Origin of the sequence: Halorubrum sp. SP9 (genome assembly GCF_005435015.1) — an archaeon.
GTDB lineage: Archaea > Halobacteriota > Halobacteria > Halobacteriales > Haloferacaceae > Halorubrum > Halorubrum sodomense.
This window is the reverse complement of the sequence record NZ_SGXU01000015.1, coordinates 23,877-40,066: the sequence shown is the minus strand read 5'-3', so window position 1 is coordinate 40,066 and position 16,190 is coordinate 23,877. Positions and strand designations below refer to the sequence as shown.

The 16,190-nt window shown below is 53.2% G+C and carries 8 protein-coding genes; all 8 read right to left on the bottom strand.

The genetic code is table 11. The annotated features are described in order from the left end of the window. Nucleotides 1–247: 247 nt before the first annotated feature. The 8 genes from EXE45_RS10385 to EXE45_RS10350 all read right to left on the bottom strand — a co-directional run bounded on the left by EXE45_RS10385 (nucleotide 248) and on the right by EXE45_RS10350 (nucleotide 15,993). Nucleotides 248–3,457, bottom strand: coding sequence for a PD-(D/E)XK nuclease family protein (locus EXE45_RS10385; protein WP_137694283.1), 3,210 nt, complete (start codon nucleotides 3,455–3,457; stop codon nucleotides 248–250). Continuing rightward, nucleotides 3,454–5,559 (bottom strand): hypothetical protein, encoded by a 2,106-nt coding sequence (locus EXE45_RS10380; protein ID WP_137694282.1) that lies wholly within the window; start codon nucleotides 5,557–5,559, stop codon nucleotides 3,454–3,456. Before EXE45_RS10380 ends, EXE45_RS10385 begins: the two co-directional genes overlap by 4 nt. Then, nucleotides 5,556–8,291, bottom strand: a complete 2,736-nt coding sequence (locus EXE45_RS10375) for a DEAD/DEAH box helicase (protein WP_137694281.1) — start codon at nucleotides 8,289–8,291, stop codon at nucleotides 5,556–5,558. Before EXE45_RS10375 ends, EXE45_RS10380 begins: the two co-directional genes overlap by 4 nt. After that, nucleotides 8,288–11,659 carry a hypothetical protein gene (locus EXE45_RS10370; RefSeq protein WP_137694280.1) on the bottom strand — a complete coding sequence of 1,124 codons (3,372 nt, stop codon included), beginning with the start codon at nucleotides 11,657–11,659 and terminating at the stop codon, nucleotides 8,288–8,290. Before EXE45_RS10370 ends, EXE45_RS10375 begins: the two co-directional genes overlap by 4 nt. Beyond that, the gene (locus EXE45_RS10365; RefSeq protein WP_137694279.1) at nucleotides 11,652–12,431 is read right to left on the bottom strand and encodes a hypothetical protein; all 780 of its coding nucleotides are present in this window, start codon (nucleotides 12,429–12,431) and stop codon (nucleotides 11,652–11,654) included. The genes EXE45_RS10370 and EXE45_RS10365 overlap by 8 nt, the downstream gene beginning before the upstream one ends. 490 nt (nucleotides 12,432–12,921) lie before the next feature. After that, complete coding sequence (locus tag EXE45_RS10360; protein ID WP_137694278.1) at nucleotides 12,922–14,079, bottom strand: BREX system ATP-binding domain-containing protein; 1,158 nt, start codon at nucleotides 14,077–14,079, stop codon at nucleotides 12,922–12,924. Then, nucleotides 14,069–14,962: a hypothetical protein gene (locus EXE45_RS10355; protein ID WP_241989462.1), complete on the bottom strand. Its 894-nt coding sequence runs from the start codon at nucleotides 14,960–14,962 to the stop codon at nucleotides 14,069–14,071. The genes EXE45_RS10360 and EXE45_RS10355 overlap by 11 nt, the downstream gene beginning before the upstream one ends. Then, nucleotides 14,959–15,993 (bottom strand): tRNA-guanine transglycosylase, encoded by a 1,035-nt coding sequence (locus EXE45_RS10350; protein WP_137694277.1) that lies wholly within the window; start codon nucleotides 15,991–15,993, stop codon nucleotides 14,959–14,961. Before EXE45_RS10350 ends, EXE45_RS10355 begins: the two co-directional genes overlap by 4 nt. Nucleotides 15,994–16,190 lie beyond the last annotated feature (197 nt).

The window sequence follows — 16,190 nt, the reverse complement described above, 5'->3', positions numbered from 1 at the left end:
AACCCACGGGAAGAGGAAAGTTGATTAATAGATATTCGCTTCTTCAGTAGTTGCGTGTAACCTAGAAAGAGTCAAATTAGTGTAAGTTATTCTGAAGGACGTTCATTTAAAAGACATATTTGGGTGTACTGAATACACAGTTTTGGAATCTCAAGCGGAGTCCAGGTAATAAGAGAGGCTGACGCGCCTCACGGTGGGTGTCATCGACTTTCTCGTCTAATAGAGAGTCCTCAGAAATGCGGTCTGGTTATAGATCAGTGAGGTGTTTTGTTAGTGTATTCCGCTTGAGCGTTTTTTTGTCCCCAACGACGGTGACGGACTCACCGGCCGTTAGCAAGGTGTACAGTGTCCCGATGTTGTTCACCGGTGGCCGGACGATTTCTTCATCGTTGGCCACTGTGAGACTCACGATTACATCTTCTACGATATCCCCTTCAAGGGCGTCGGGGGTGACTACTGGGATGTCAATCCCTCGCTTCTCAAGTTCCGTGCTGATGGATACTGCTTGTGCTTCGAAAGGTGTGACTACAAGCGAAGGTTCCTGTTCGACTGTGAGTTCAGCAACTTCCTGCGCTTCCGGCGGGTTCGAGATGAGTCGCCGGGTGAAGTATGGCGTCTGTGAGAGGTTGATGTCAACAGTGACCACGTGGCCCATATCGCGGTCGGGGGCGACGTCATTGTTTTCGACTCGGAATTGAGCCTCACCGAACGTGTATGTCTGTCCCACTCTGAGGTCGGTTGCGTCGAGTGCGTTCAGATCATCAAGTTGCGACGCGACATAAAGAGCGTCACCTCGATCGAGTGCTTTGAGGAGGATATCTCGTGGCCCATCGGTCTCGCCTACCCCATGAATCCGCCGCTCGATCGTCATGTACTCCTCTGCTCGTTGCTCTTCTCCCGAAACGTGGTGGAACGACGCGGAGCCGCCGATCCCATCAAGCTCGATGTCTAGCGGTTCGAAGAACTCGGCGACTGGCGTTGAAGCCTCACCCTCAATAGAAATTGACTCATTAGATTCACTCGAAACTGTGCTGAAGCGCTTGTACGCGTTGATATAGTATGATTCACTGAGTCCCTTCTCTCGAGCCTCTTCGCTAACCATCTCTGGACTCTCTCGGTTGATGTCTCCGACAGCAACAGTTCGGTCGCCGAGATCGCGGAGGAAAACGTACTCGGGTTCTGTTAGGGTCTCAGCACCAAGTATTACGATTGTATCGAAGAAGCGGCTCGAATGAGGTCGGGCTGATTCGTCACCCGATGTCATCGAATGGAAGACTCCTTCCTGTAGGGCGTACTGAGCAGAAGAAATGATGGCGTCGGATTTGTTAATGGCTTCGTAGAGTCTGTGTGAGTTGCTGCCTGGGCTGTATGCTTTCTCCGTTTCACCGAATCCGTCGACACGGATTATATCATCTCCGTCGACGAGATGGTCGGCTACGGATTCTAGTTCGGAAAGTCGAGCGCCGAGCACAAGCACTCGACGGTCATCATTAGGCACTGAATCTCCATCAAGCGATTGAACAGGGGCCTGCGTAACCTCATGGACGAGTTGGGTGAGTTTCTCAGAGCGGTTGACTCGCGTCGGGAGATCGACAAAGACCTGTCGGTTGTCCAGGTATTCTGAAATTTCTCCGACTGCGTCGGGACTAATTTTCTCCGGACTTGGGGATATCTCTCCTGACTCTCGGAGGCGTGGATCGATTCCGGTCCGTTGGGCGTAATCGAGTTCCGAAAGCAATCGACGAGGGAGTGATGTCGATTCAACTGCTCTCGTGGCTCGGTACGTGACTTTGAGCCGCTTGAAATCAATCGGGGGTGACCCGTCGAATTCGAAGACATGCCCTCCTTCCTGTGTACCACAGTAAGTCGCCACGGCGTGTGTAGCTTCGTCTTCTGGAACGATCCGCACTGGGGACCCTGGTTCGAATAGGCGAACCGACTCTCCGGAATAGAGCATCCGCCGCGAAGAGAGTTCTTCCTCGAAGGAGAGCTCAGAGATCTGCATTCCTGCGCTCTCTAGAACCTCATCGGTCATCCGGGCCATCGTCTTGCCGGCATCCTTTCTGGCTCGTTCCTCTTTCTGAAGAGCCGACCTAAGTTGGTTGTAATGGTCCGTGACGCTTGGATTGCGGTACTCCAGACGCTGGTCGCACTCGTGATACAAGGGGCACTCGGTCTCCACTTCGCCATCGTCGTTTGTCTCGTGGCAGGCCCACCGGCGCTCGGACTGGCAGTGAAACTTACAGGCCGACGGCAGTGTCTGGTTCGCGCTCGCACCGCTACCGATCGTGTCCTCGTCTTTGAAGTGGCAACCAGAACAGTCCCTGTTATAGGTCGTCGGCACGGCGAAGGAATCCCGGAGGGTCGCCGCTTGGTTCCGGAGTTGCATTATGTCCTCGACGTGACGGTGTCCCAGCTCTACCCGTTCGTACACCGGCTCCGGCTCATCCCGCAGGTTGGGATAGATAATCACACCCGGTGGGAGCCTGTCCAACGCCTCGTCAAGACTCGTTCCCTGGTCAAGTTTCTCCAGCAGGATCCCGAACAGGTACAGGCGAAGTTGGAACCTGTGCCGCTGTTTCATCCCGTCTTCAAGGAAGAAATTCGTTTTGAGGTCGAGCGGACTACCGTCGATCATCAGATCGACACGGCCGTTCAGGCCGTACGAATCGGCGATCGTTCGCTCGGTTTCTAGGGTTTCGGTTCCCCGAACAAGTTCTGTGAAGCTGGCGTCCTGGAGAAGATTGCGAACCGAGTTCTCAGCGAACTCTTTGATGTCGTTGGGGCTCACCCAAGCGAGGCGGCACAGCGTCATCTCCATTGAGAAACTCTCATTTACGACAGTCTCCATGAGTTTCTCGACATCGTCGTCCGTCCATCCCGACTCGAACTTTGCGGCGAACTCGGTGTCGTCTATCGCGCGTTCCAGTGCCCGGTGAGCCAGGTCGCCTTTGACCGCCCCTTTCGAGATGTCATACCGGTTCGGGTTGAAAACGTTTTTCCGGTATCGTAGGTCGTAGATTCGAGGACATTCGTTGGCCGACCGCATCTCGCTCTTCCCGATGGTCATATCTGGGTTGCGGACGAAAAGCGAAGTCACGTTAAGATACCACTTCCCTCCCCGATGGACAGGAATCGCCCGCACGAGCAACTCCTCCCCACGCTGGAGCGGTGCCGTGTCGACAAGAGTCTGAACTGCTTCGTCGGTTTCCTCAAGCTGGCCCCAGTCGGGGTCTTCGTACCAGAACGATAGCAGTACTTCGTCTTCGACCTGGGTCATCAGGTCGTCGACTGGGTAGAGAGTCTTCTCACCTCCTCTAGTTCCGGTCGATGGGACTCCGGTGACTTCACACCGGACGGTGAGTTCCTTATTTTTGAACGCTTGCTCTCCCTTGGAAAGGTCCGTTACTGCGTACTTTTCCGCATCGTGAACGACGTTGTGTAGCGAGATAATCATGATTCAATCACTTCGGAAAGCGACGCCTGTAGGAGGCGTTTGTCGAGCATCTGGTTCTGGTAGCGATACGCGTACATGGAGTCCTGCCGTTCGAGACAGTCCGGACACGCTCTGATACACTGCTTTGTGATCTCCTCAACTCGGTCGGCGAGTTCGCTTAGGTCTCTGCGCTGGGAGCCACGGTTGGCAAACCGTTCGTAGGTGTTTCGCACTCGGGAATCGACAAAGGTCTCTTCTTCGAGACCGAGAACGACGTCCATCGCAGTCGGGGTCCGATTTAATTCGGACGCTATGCGCTGGTACGTCTGGGCGACTGCGCCGTAGAAGCGTGCGAGTTCTTTTGTTTCGTACAGCGATGCGACCCGACGATTGAACACCGTGATGACCTCCTCTTTGTCAACGAGATTGGCTTTGTCGATATCTGACGCGGTAGCGACAGCGAGGTCGAAGAGATCCCGCTGAATCTCACCGCTTTCACCGCCACCCTGCTTGTAGATGTCGTAGAGAACGGATGCGTCGCGCTCGGCGAGCAACGAGAGCACGAGATCCTCTGCGAGCGAAATGTGGCAGGAACACTGGTCAGAGAGCGGGCCGGAGATATCGAGTGATCCATCCTTGAGCCGTTTGAAGACTTCTCTACTCGTCCCGGCACCGCCCTGAATCGAGTCGTAGAGCGCTACCTGTACGACATCTATGTCCTTGTTTTGATAATTCGCATCGTACCAGGTTTCGAAGTCGCTTCCCCCAAGTCCTGCCGCCACGGCCCATCCTGCGACGGCGTTCTGTAGGGAGTGAACGAGAACCTGCTCGGTGAACGTTCGCTGGTCCTCTATCGACGCACAGTTCTCCAGAATCTCGTCTAGTTCTTCCGAGTTGTTCCGGAAAAGATCCTTCAGATCCTCGCGCTGGTCACCGTCGTACCCCATCAACCGAAGTCTGGTCGGACCTGACTCAGGAATCACCTTGTCGAGAACTCCGCAAATTTCGTCTATCGACGCCTCGAACACGGAATTGGGACTCTCACCCGAGGTCCGAATCCAGTAGTCAGCAGCTTGAAGTGCTCGGAAGACCGGCTCGACGCCGTAGACGTTCTGTATCGCTCGGTCGTTGAAGAAGAAGTCGTCCCAGAGCTCCCGATACAATTGGGCGAACTTGAGGTCACGCCGCAGTGACTCGTTCGAGTCCAGTTGCGCACTGACTGACTTTTCAACCCATTCACGTGGAATGTCGAAGAGGAGTACCTGACTCTTCTCCTCGCTCGTCACGAAGGCGACGCGACCGTCGCGATCATTGAAATACCGGACGACATCCGAGAATGTCTGCTGATCCTGCCGATACAAAGTGAGGACTGTCGCGTAGTAACACTTCAGGAAGACAGACTCGTCAGAGAATACGATCCGACTGAACAGTTCGCCCTCTCCCTCGATGTCGAATCCTTCTATGTCTCCGCCGAGTCGGTGGAGGTGTTTGAACCAGAGAAAGTTCGAGGTCGGGTCACTCATCCCGAGGTCGATAACGTCTTCATCTGGAACATCGTCGGGGTTGTAGTTCAGTACGTGCTTATGAACGGTGTCGAAGAAGTAGCGTGGGGACGCTGGCTGCTTCACGTAGATCTCTTCGGGTACATAGAGACCGACCTCGTCGGTTTCATACCCGAATGGTGTATACTCCTCTGAGTCGGTCAAAGAGAGTACCTCTTCGAGAGGGTAGTCGTGGCGAAACTCAAAGCCAGGCGTGACGTCCACGTAGCCATCCCGTTGCGAGGCGGCGAAGTCTCCGGTCCACATCTCGAAGTCCCATCGTCGTTTGTAACCACCGGGGAGGTAGTATGAGAGCATTAGGTCGAGGGGCTCCGAGTCGAGCAGGCCTCCCTCATCTGCTGTGACGGGGATGTTGCCGCCGACCTGCTCGGAAATGAATGTCCCAGGAACTGTGAGGGGGCGTTCCGCTTCGGGATCCACTTCGAATAGGTCTGGAATGTGGCAGTAGGGCTGAAAAGGCCCGTATCTGGTTCGCTCTGCGAGGTCGTCGTAGAACCGGACGATAGATTCGATTCTGTTACCCAGTTTCCGCTGCTGGCGTTCTTTCTCGTCCCCACTCATTCGTCAGTACCTCCGGCCGCATTCATGTCCTGAAGCATCTCGAACTGCGTCAGGAGCTTCTGCAACTCTTCTTTTTCTCGTTCGACCTGCTTCGACTTCGTACCGGATTCGATTCGAAGCGCTTCCCAGAACTTCTCGAACCCACCAGCCTCCTCCAACTGGTCGTGTGGAGCTAGCGCCATCTCGGTCAGCCCAACATAATCAGTCAGGTCGTCTAGGACCCCCTCAAGGAAGTCGGGGTCCGCTGATTGGAACGCCTCCTCCAGCCACATCTCTATCTCGTCACGGTCTTGCTCAAGGATGCGAATTAATTCTGGCATCTCTAATCGCTTGTAGATCTCGTCCGAGACGCCCTGATGACGAACGTTGATATAATCGAAAATCGCCGAGACGACGTGCTGGGTCCTAACGAACTCATTATCTTCGTCGAGTGAAATTTTCAAGTATTCGTCACTTGGATTGCTTAATAGCTCTTCGTGGTGGAAGTAGAACGAATCCTCGGGGAACGTCCCGAGGACGACGACCGAAATCGGTTGATCACCTGGGTCTCGTCCGCCGCGACCTTTTCGCTGGACGAAACCGGGTATGTTCATTGGCGCCCGATACTGGAATGTCCCGATGATACTCGGATGATCGAAACCAACCTCTAGCGCGCTGGTTGTGACCATCATGTCCCACTCGTCATCGTTGGCACGGCTTCCGTCAGGAGTCTCAGTCCGACCACTCTTGTGGAGATAGACATCCATCGATTCGAGAAAGTCGTCCTGTAGCGTCCACCAGCACTCACCGGCCTCATACACTGGACAGGGATTCAGCTCTGGATTTGGTGGGAGCGGTTCACAGACTGCGGTCTCGTGGTCGTCTGCCGATCCTCTGAACAGATCTTTCGGGCAATCGGGGTTCGTCTGTTCTGTTTCAGGGAGGAAGGCATCCGGCTTCCTGAGTGAGTATAGCCCGGCATCATCGTTTTCGTCGGCACCCTCAGCGTCGTGGATGTAATCGCCGAGGCGTTTGACCGAGTCGATCGAATCGACAAAGCCGAGAATTTTGTCTTTCGCGTCGTCACCCTCGGGTCGTTCTTTCAGGATGGTGTGGTAGAACGCGAACGCAACCTGGATCATCGTCGAAAGGTTGGTCACGTTCGTCTCGTCGAACTCCTCCCACTCGGAGCGGGGTTTATAAATGTCGTCACCCTGTGGAATCTGGACGGTTCTGGGCTCTGTTGATTTAACGAAGACAAGGTACTCCCAGCCAATCTCTTCGAGTTCCGGTTCGAGATCCTCACTACGGCTCTCGTCCATCTCCTCGATATCTTCCTTTGAATACGGTTTGATTTGCTCAGCACCGGGTGCGTCGAAAATTCGCCTGGTAAAGTCTTCAGCGTTCGAAATCGTCGCACTCGATGCCACGAGAACGGGATCCTGCTCCTCTGCGACCGCCCTCATAGTCGCCTTCAACCGCCGCATCAGGTTCGCAACGTGCATGCCGTATTGGTCGGTGTAGACGTGGACTTCATCGAGGACAACGAACTTCGGCGGGTGGCCTCGCTTCCAGAACTGTTTCTGTCCGTCCGGATCCATGAGGCGTCGATGGAGGCTGTCTGGGGTCGTGATGAAAATGTCAGCCTGTGTTCCTTTTCCGGTGGATACATAGTCAATGACGTGCTCCGGATTTTCCGAGCACTCGAAGTCCTCTTCGGCCGACATCCGGCCACCACACTCCGGGCAGTCTATCTCGATTTCTTTGCTGCTGCCGTGTTGTAGGTTCACGGTGAGCGGAGACTGATTGAATGGTGATGATTCGTCGTCTTCAATGAGTTCGTTGATGGTGTAGAGGTAGTGAACCACTCGCTCGAATTGGTTGTCACAGAGGTCGGTACGTGGATATGCCAGCAGGGCTCGTGCTCCGTCCAAATTCGCCTGCGACGCAGTCAAGGCATAGGTGAGTAGGGGAAATAAGAATGCTTCTGTCTTGCCACCACCAGTACTAGCAGTGACAACGCGCGCTGTTCCGTCGTTGTCGTCTGTGACGCTCTGGAGGTAGAGTCGCTCGAAGGCACGGCCCTGGTATTTGGCAAGTCCTTTCATCCCCAGTTCATGGCAGAGCTCTCTGACCAGCGTCAGTGACGATTCTATGGCATCCTGCCAGTCGCCGGTGGAATCAAATGCCTCTCGGAACTCATCAGCCGGTTCGGAGGTTCTGACCTCTTGGTAGATGTCGCGGACGATGGAGTTGATACGCTTCCCGTCCTCTCCCCACTTCGGCTTCTCCCGGGACTGAATGTCCATCTTCACCATCTTCGTTAGGCTCGGAGTGAACTCGTACTCCTCACCGCCAAAACGCTGCCGTAGCAACGCGAAGTACCGCGTAACTTCCGCGACACGGCTTCGGACACGCTGGCGGTCGTAGACGTACAAAATTGTGTTCCGTTCTTCGAGTTCATCAACGAGACGCTGGAAGATGAGGTGGCTCGCGTGGTCCTCTCCGACCTCACGCGGGACCGCGTCAGAGAACCGGTCGTCCCCGGCTATGGTATCGACGAAGTCCTCGTATAGTTCCCCGAGCGCCACGGTCGCGTCGTAGTTGCCGGAGTTGATCTGTCGCTTACAGCGGTCGTCGATTGTCCGTAGCAACCGCTGCTGTAACTCTGTCTTGAACTCTCGTGGGAGTTGGTTCCACACGGCCTGAAGAGTACTGAGGTCTCCCTGACTCTCCGTCTGTGTTCGACTCATTTTGTGTTCACCAGATGTATATCGTCGAATTCACCGCTACTGTATAGCTGGTACGCCCATTTGAACGCTTCATCCCAACTGAAATCGGTCGTATCGACGACCTTCGATAACTGCCCGTCGTGTTCCTTGACGGCGTTTCTGAACCGCTCCTCGGGAGTTGGTCCCTCTAGTCTGTCCTGGATTTCTCCGAGTTGTTGCTCGGCTTCAGCGAACTGGCCGCGATCCACGTTCTCACGGGCATCACGGAACTGACCGAGTAGATCGTCGTCGCTATCTTCCTTGACATCGGACTCAATACTATCTAAGTTGTTGTTCAAACGGTCCTGTCGACTGGAGATCCTCTGGGCACGGTCCACAGTGTCCTCAAGTTCTGGTAGATGGTCGTTGAGGTACGTCAGGGCCTCTTTGTACTGTGTCGCGCTGTAATACTCGTCGTAGGTTTCCAACACCTCGTCGAAGTCTTCGAGTTCCTGCTGGAGTACTTCTCGCTGATCGTTATCCGAACTGATGTCTGAAATAGCATCGGCCGCGTCCTCCTCCAGAGACTTGGCCTCTTGATACGCCTTGACACATTGCTGTTTCGCCCCGGCTATCTCCTCTAGTTCCTCGTCAATTTTATCGAGGCGTTCTCCGACCTCTTCTACACGGTCTGCTAATAGGGAGTACTCATCGTCGCCGACGAGTTCTCGGAGACCCTCCAGCAGTTTGTTGAGTTCTTCGTGCCAGCCATCGAAGTCGTCAACGTGGACCTCCTCCTGCTTGATCTCCTCTAGTCTCTCCTCGAGTTCATCCGCCTGAATGGCGAGGTTTTCTACTTGGCCCTCCAACTGCTCCTGACGAGCGTCGATTTTACCTTGGAGTTCATCACGAATCGTCTCGGCTCTACCGAGAGCATCTCTTAATCGGGAGAGATCGCCAGAATCCGGATTGAGTGACCCATCGACGTCGGTAATTGTTGTTTCGACATCGTCAAGTTGGTTGTTATATTCGTTCAGTTCGCTGATGTTCAGATCCTGTGCTTCCTCGTAGATCTCTCTCGCATCCTCGAGTCGATCTCTCGCCTGCGAAACCGTCTCGTCAACTTGATCTGCGACACTCACGACATCGTATCTCATCCCTTCTCCAGCAGAGCCCTTCTCCTGTTCGACGTAACCAGCGATGCGGAGTCGGTTGAGATACCACTGAAGCATCTCATCTTCTTCGCTCTCGTTACAACCGAGAACGAAGCGCTGTTCGACTTCGGACTGGAGTTCGTCGCGCGTGAGAGGGCCCTTGTCCATCAGAATTGCATAGACACGGTACCATGGTGGCCGATCGTCTTCGACATCCGGATACGTCCAGTTCTGACCGTCCTTCGAGACCAGGCCCTGCTCCAGATACCCGCTCATCGTCTCGCTACGGAGGTCGTACTGTTGAAGATCGAGTTGCTCGCGGAGGCCCGTTATCGTGAAATCTGTCTGCTGGTTGCGCTCCATCTCCTCAATGACGCGTCGCCCGATCGATCCCGGGTATGGGAGTACCGCCTCTTGAATCGCATCAACGACTCGGCCGTTCACGCCGAGTGACTCCACGAATCCGCCGATGTCGAACGCGTCGTCGTCGAGTTCCACGTCGGAATCGCCTAGACCCAGAAGTTTACCGTACGCATACTCCTCACGTTGCTTCTCCGTCAGGTCGATTTTGAGGACCCGCTCCCTGTAATAGTCGCTCTTCAGTCCCTCCGACTCACTTAGATACTTGTTTAGTTCGGCTGATCTACCCTGACCCTGCTTGAGTAGAATTCCGAATGAGGCCCCTTTCTGCTCAATAGCTTTGATGAACAGCTCGGCGATTTCTTTCGGGATCTCCGGTCCATTGTAAACCGCGACCGCTACTGTTGGCCTCCGGTACCCCTCGCCAACGTGGTACTCAACGAGCCATGATTCGAGTTGATAGTCCTCGTATTCGACTCCGACCGGATCGGGAAACGTCGTCGCGTAGTCGGCCTCACGTAGCGCAAGTGCAAACCCACGGGACATGGCTGATTGGTACTTGATCGGCGCAGTCGTCGCACGGATGTCAAGATCGGCGATGAGCGTTCCTTCGCCACCAGTCGAGCCAAAGAGGAAGTCCTTCGCCTCGTCGTGGAGTTGATAGAAGTACCGACCGTCCTCGTTGATCCGTTCAAGTATCCGGATCTCTGTATCGCTACTCATCGAAATTGGTTGCAGTAACTCTTCCGGATCGGTCGTGAACCCATCCTGCGGGACACGGACATCTTCTCCAATAAGACGACCACGGAGATTCTCGAGGTCATTCGCTGCGTCTGTATCGAAGTCCCGAAGCCCCTGCTCGAAATTGCTCAGGGACGTCGTTGAAAGGATCTGTTCATCTCTGACCAGCGAGTCGAACCCACGAATCGCATAGAACACGGCGTCACCGTTGACGGCGTCCAGGTCCGCCTCGGCAGCGTATTGAAGAGCAGACGCATATATTGACAGAATTTCTCGAGGATGTCCGTTGGTGAGAGACGTTATTACTCCGACCGTTTCTTCGACAATAGGATAGAGCTTCCCCTTGTTGGTAGAGCGGTGCTGATCAAGACGATCGATCAACATTTCTTCCACATCGCCTTCTCGAAGGTTACCGAGTCGAATCGCCGGTCGTTGTGCGAAACGTTGGAAGAGTGCGTTCCCGAGCGGTTGGCTGTCCTCTTCGTCGTATCCCGTAATACGAGTTTTCGCCTTCTGTGAGAATCCTAGGAGGATGTGAATTCGAGCCGCACTCAGCTCGTTAACGACGTGGAGGAACGACCTGACGAAGTCCTTTACTTTTGATTCCTCAGCGTTGACTATGTCCTCGGCTTCGTCGATGAAAATAAAAATACTGTTGTAGTCATATTCCGTGGTCGCCTCTTGGGATAATTTTCTGAGGTTCGTAGCGACGTTCTTCATCAGTTGCTCGACCTCGAACGTCTTTTCGACGCTCGACTCTGGTTCCACAGGCTTCAGTTCTTCTACGAAATCCTTCAACTCCGGAGCGAAATCGAGTATCTCCTCGATGATTTCCAAGTAAAGCGACTTGATACTCAACCCAAGATTGCCGACGTAGACCCCAATTGCCTGATGGGTTACACCATCGATTTTAACTCCATCCTTCAGATCGTTGCGGAGCTGGATGAGATGGTGGCTCTTCCCAGTACCGTAGTCTCCGAATACCAGCGACCGACTCATGTTTTCTGGATGCTGGAGGGCATCCTGGACGAACCCTTCAAGTCGGGCTTCCTGATCGTCGCGGCCGACAATACGGTACGTTTGAGCGGTTTCTTCGTCCGCAATCGTTCGCTCGAAGGGATTCGTCTTGAGGTCGAACTTGTCGTACTTACTCATGGATGCGGGCTTCGTTGAATGCGGCTTTGTCGAGGGTCATTTCGCCGTAGCTTCCGGGTGTGACAAACCCGTGACGCTGGAGTCGGGACAGGTGGTTCTCGAACGTTGACTTCTCTATACCGTACATCAGTTCGATGCGTTCGAAGAGCTCTTGCTCGGAGATGCCATTCCCATCACCGGAGGCAACTGCTTCGTATTCTTCATAAATGAGATGTGCTAGTAGGGTAATCGGACACCGACCATCAGTGTATCCGCGATTATTTTTCCGTATCACGTCCGCATCTGATAACAGTTCTACACCAATATCAATAGTAAAATCATTGAGTTTGTTTCCAAACGGATCGTATCCAGCTATTGCCCGCTTTATTTCAAACTTTTCTAGCGGCTTATTTCGATATACCTCTTTTGCGATGTTAAGAAGTTCCGGATGGGCATAGGTTAGGTTCGTTAATATTCGGTCATAGGCTTCGGTGTCGTTGGCTGTATGGATCGACTCACTTACGGCCTTTCCGGAGAATAATAACCTCGAATTCTGAGGAAGTTCAGTCTCCGATGTTAGCTGGATTTGATCATCAATCTCTTGAATAAGTAGAGCATTCTCCAACTCTTCTATGACGTCTTTGGCGCCTTCTTCCGAGTCTGGGAGGTTCGCATCAAGATCTTTCCGTGCTGTCAGAGCTTCCCTGAGCGACTCTCTGGTGTACGTTTCGTCATTTGCGACCAACTGGACTGCTGCATACAGTTGGTAGAATCGTGAGTACTGTAGGGTCACGAGTCGGGATCCTCCCATACAGCCCCGCTAAGTGGGAACTGATCGCGTAGTTTGTGTGGCCATATCATAAATTTTGTTGTGTATCTGAGATATTAGGAAAATGTTGTATATCACACGACCGGTGCCCCCTAAGTCTATTTAATATATGTATACGGTAGTCAGATCTGAGATGAGGTTGAGAAAGTTTCTCGGACAAATTCCCATCGGCTTCTGTAGCTTCTGGAAGGAACCCATATTCACATGCTAGCACTGACATTACCGGCCTAACACCGGCACCGGATATAATATTTTTCACCGTGAATTACAGTATCTAGATCCCCATATACCATAGCCAAATTCAGCTTTCATACCTTCTATCTGGCTACACTTTCACGTTTAACACGTGCCTAACCCACCCAACTCATTTCTCATCTACCACAGGGCTTCAAACGTATCTATCGGCGATTATTTCAAAGACAAATTAAGCGAATTCTCCCAGAAATAGGTGATCTTAGGAGATGACCTCCTGAATAATTTCTGTATCTATATTTTCTTGCCCCCGTTCGGCGGCATCATCGACTGTGTAGCTACAGATTGAAAGCGCCTGTCGTACATTCCCCTGTGAACTCTGTAAAATCAGCTGAAGGCTATCCTCTTCGAAGATATCGGACACTGAAATCTCCTCACCAGCGGCAAGGTCAACATACGAATCAACGAGCTCTTTCAGGTGCTCCTCTGTCATCGGTTGGAGGGAAACCTCTCGCCCGATCCGTTCGGAGAATGCGTGATATTCGCTCATAATGTCCTGCCAGACCTCCGGAGCGCATCCGAACATCATGCTGAGTCCGGAACTGTTCTGATCCATCAAATGGCGTAGACTATTGAGCGTCGCCTGTTCGTTTTTGGGAGAGAGCCGTGCCACGCTTTCGAACTCGTCCACGAAGACGAACGCGCCGGTGTATCCGAGTTCGAGTAGCATGCGCTTCAGCGCCGTAAACGCACGCACACCCATCGTGTCGTCGTCAAGTGCGCTATGAATCTCCATCTCTTTACGCTGTTCGTACCGAATTCCCTCCGCGGTGAGCCATTGCCACGCGTAGAGGTTTGTGTCCTCATAGACCATGTGTACAATCGCACGAGCGAAGTCCGCAAATTTCGTAACATCGCTTAGAAGTTGGATGGCCTTTGGGACGAGTTCTGAGAGCAGAATATCTCCCTCGTCGATCAGCGATTTCATCGATGGTGCTCCCATCGGATTTGTCTCGGTCTGCTTCCGGGCGACGTGAGCGAGGAATTCGTACGCAAGTTCCTGTACACGATCGAAGCCGAGGTCGTACATAAACTCGTGATAGACGTCGAGAAATCCTTCGCCGGGTTGAGCGACATATCCCACGAGCACGTCTTCGCGGTCACGGACGAGCGAGCGGGCGTATTTGAGGGTGTGTGATTTGCCATTCCCATACTTTCCGGTTATCACGAGGTGTTTGGATTTTCCGGTGCTGAGTACCGATGACACGGTGTCACTCACCGCGTTCGCTACGTGATCTTGCCCGCAGTAAATCTCTGGATCATCTGAGGGTACTGGGCTGTAGGGGAACGGGTTTTCGTCCAGACCGAGCGACGAGTAGTCGCGCTGTTCGTCTGTTATTTTGAAGTTGTCAGTTGTCATTGTTGTTGAATTGTAGGTCGCGGTCGTACACCGCGAGGTAGTAGTACTGTTTGCCGAGTTGTTCAACACCACGCATCACCTGTTCTGATGACTGATCGGTGGTGACGAGTTCACCGTCACTGTCGGCCAGTTCGATCGTTTTGAGTCCGTATCGCGCGTCTTTCGCGCCGGTGTCGATCGGTGCTCCGGACAGTTCTATTCGACCAATGTTTTGTTCTGCGAGCGTCCGCAGCGCATCATCGAACGTAGCGCGGTCACAATTGAGGCGCTCACAGGTATTCTCACGAAGTTCAGGGATCGAGAGATACCGTTTCTTCAGATTCACGCCAGCACTTTCCTCTAAGCTGTCAGCAACGGACAGCAGCACGTACGGAAAATTCGGCGGCACGTCACTTTCTTTGACAGCGTAGAACGTACCATCAAACACGTTTCTCTGAATTGCGCCGAGACGTTGTGCCCACCCCCCGATGACGTCTAGCGAGGTCTCATTATACTCGTACGGGGTGAACTCAGCTTGGTTTTTGAGTCGTTCCAGCGCCGCATCTGGTTCGATGGTGCTGCCATCTTCGAACAGGCTGAGAAACGCCCCGTAATGTGGGCTGTGCGTCTTTAGAACTGAGTTGACTTTTTCCCAATCGCTTGTTTCAACGGCGTCAATGAAGCGCTCACCGATGGTCGTTGCCGCGTAGGTTCCCTTATCAGGTATTTTTTCAATGAGACTGATGCGCGTCGATTCGAGTATCGTCTCTCGCGCACGCCGTTTGCTCACGTCGAGTACATCAACGACGTCATCCGTTGATTGTGCGCCGTCCTGGCACAAATGAGTTAGTTCGACCAGTCGACCGAGATTAACGGGGCGAACTGTTGGACGTTCGTTACTCATGCGAGCCTCCTCACCTGCTGTTTCGCCAGTTTGTAGGCGCGGGCGGTTACTTCGTTGCCACGGAAGCGAAGATCGAGGTATGATTCAACGTCTTCGCCCGCTTCCACCATGTACCGGAAGCGGCGAAGTTCGAGTGTAAGTGCCCATAAGTTGTGCTTCACGAGAGCATCGCGATCCTTGCGGATGTCGTTGAGCGTGCGGTCTTTACAGACTGGACAGGCACAAGGGAGATATTCGAGATCCTCGATGTGTCGGAGCTCTTCACCTCCAAATCCAGGGATCAGGTAGTTTCGGTTACCGGCACTCCGGATGAACGCGGTTGAATCAAAACTGTCGACTCCACAGTAGAGCAGTAGTGGTTGGTACACGAGGCCGCCCAATCCGTACGCGTGTAGGTGCTTGTTAGTTGCCCGCCGTGCAGCTAATATCAGCTTTGTGACTTTCTCGTAGTCGGTTCTGATAGGAACGAGACTCCCGAGCGCGTATCCGTCGAATTCGCCTTTCTTCTCAAGATATCGAATCCCGTTCCGTATCGTCTTTGGGTCATAGCCGTGTACGCTGGCGAAAAGTAAGCCGTTGCCGTCATGCGAATCACTCGCAGTAAGCGCCCGCTGGATATTCTCTTCTACCCGACGGTCGTTCTCTCGTTCCCTGTTCTCGCGCGAGAGGGGAACGTCAACTGTGCCCAGAATATCTGCGTCGATTGCCTGCTGTGTTTCGAGTGATTTCTCTGGGGTGGTGTCCAGTTCCTCAGAACGGAAATCAAATCCACCACTATCGGCGAAAACGATGGTTGACTGGGGTACCCCCATCTCACTCCGTAGGGTCTTGCCGTCCTGAATTCTATTCCACTGTGGTTCCCGCTGACGTATCGACCGAGCGTTAACCATCGCAGTCGAGAGGTCAGGGATCTCATCCGTGTACTCTGGGGTATTATCACTCGATCGCTTCCCGATGTTACGGACTGGGAAGAGAACAGGCGTCTCTAACTCCCCGTGTGGTGTTGATAATGACTGTCGCCTGTACAACATATGACGAGCTGCGATAAGCTCAGCTGCGACTTATATCTTTTCCCGACTGGAACGTCCAGAGAGGATTCTCAGTACAAGAAAGTAGATGTGAACTTGTCTCGATAATACTAATCTGCTATTTAAACAGACTGTAATCCCGAGTTCATTTCTCCACCCATCATGATCTCTCACGTCAAGTACACATCTCGAACACTGAA

What these genes read in the sequence shown, in the direction of transcription:
- EXE45_RS10385 (WP_137694283.1), bottom strand. Translation starts at nt 3,457, where the DNA reads ATGATTATCTCGCTACACAACGTCGTTCACGATGCGGAAAAGTACGCA.
- EXE45_RS10380 (WP_137694282.1), bottom strand. Translation starts at nt 5,559, where the DNA reads ATGAGTGGGGACGAGAAAGAACGCCAGCAGCGGAAACTGGGTAACAGA.
- EXE45_RS10375 (WP_137694281.1), bottom strand. Translation starts at nt 8,291, where the DNA reads ATGAGTCGAACACAGACGGAGAGTCAGGGAGACCTCAGTACTCTTCAG.
- EXE45_RS10370 (WP_137694280.1), bottom strand. Translation starts at nt 11,659, where the DNA reads ATGAGTAAGTACGACAAGTTCGACCTCAAGACGAATCCCTTCGAGCGA.
- EXE45_RS10360 (WP_137694278.1), bottom strand. Translation starts at nt 14,079, where the DNA reads ATGACAACTGACAACTTCAAAATAACAGACGAACAGCGCGACTACTCG.
- EXE45_RS10355 (WP_241989462.1), bottom strand. Translation starts at nt 14,962, where the DNA reads ATGAGTAACGAACGTCCAACAGTTCGCCCCGTTAATCTCGGTCGACTG.
- EXE45_RS10350 (WP_137694277.1), bottom strand. Translation starts at nt 15,993, where the DNA reads ATGTTGTACAGGCGACAGTCATTATCAACACCACACGGGGAGTTAGAG.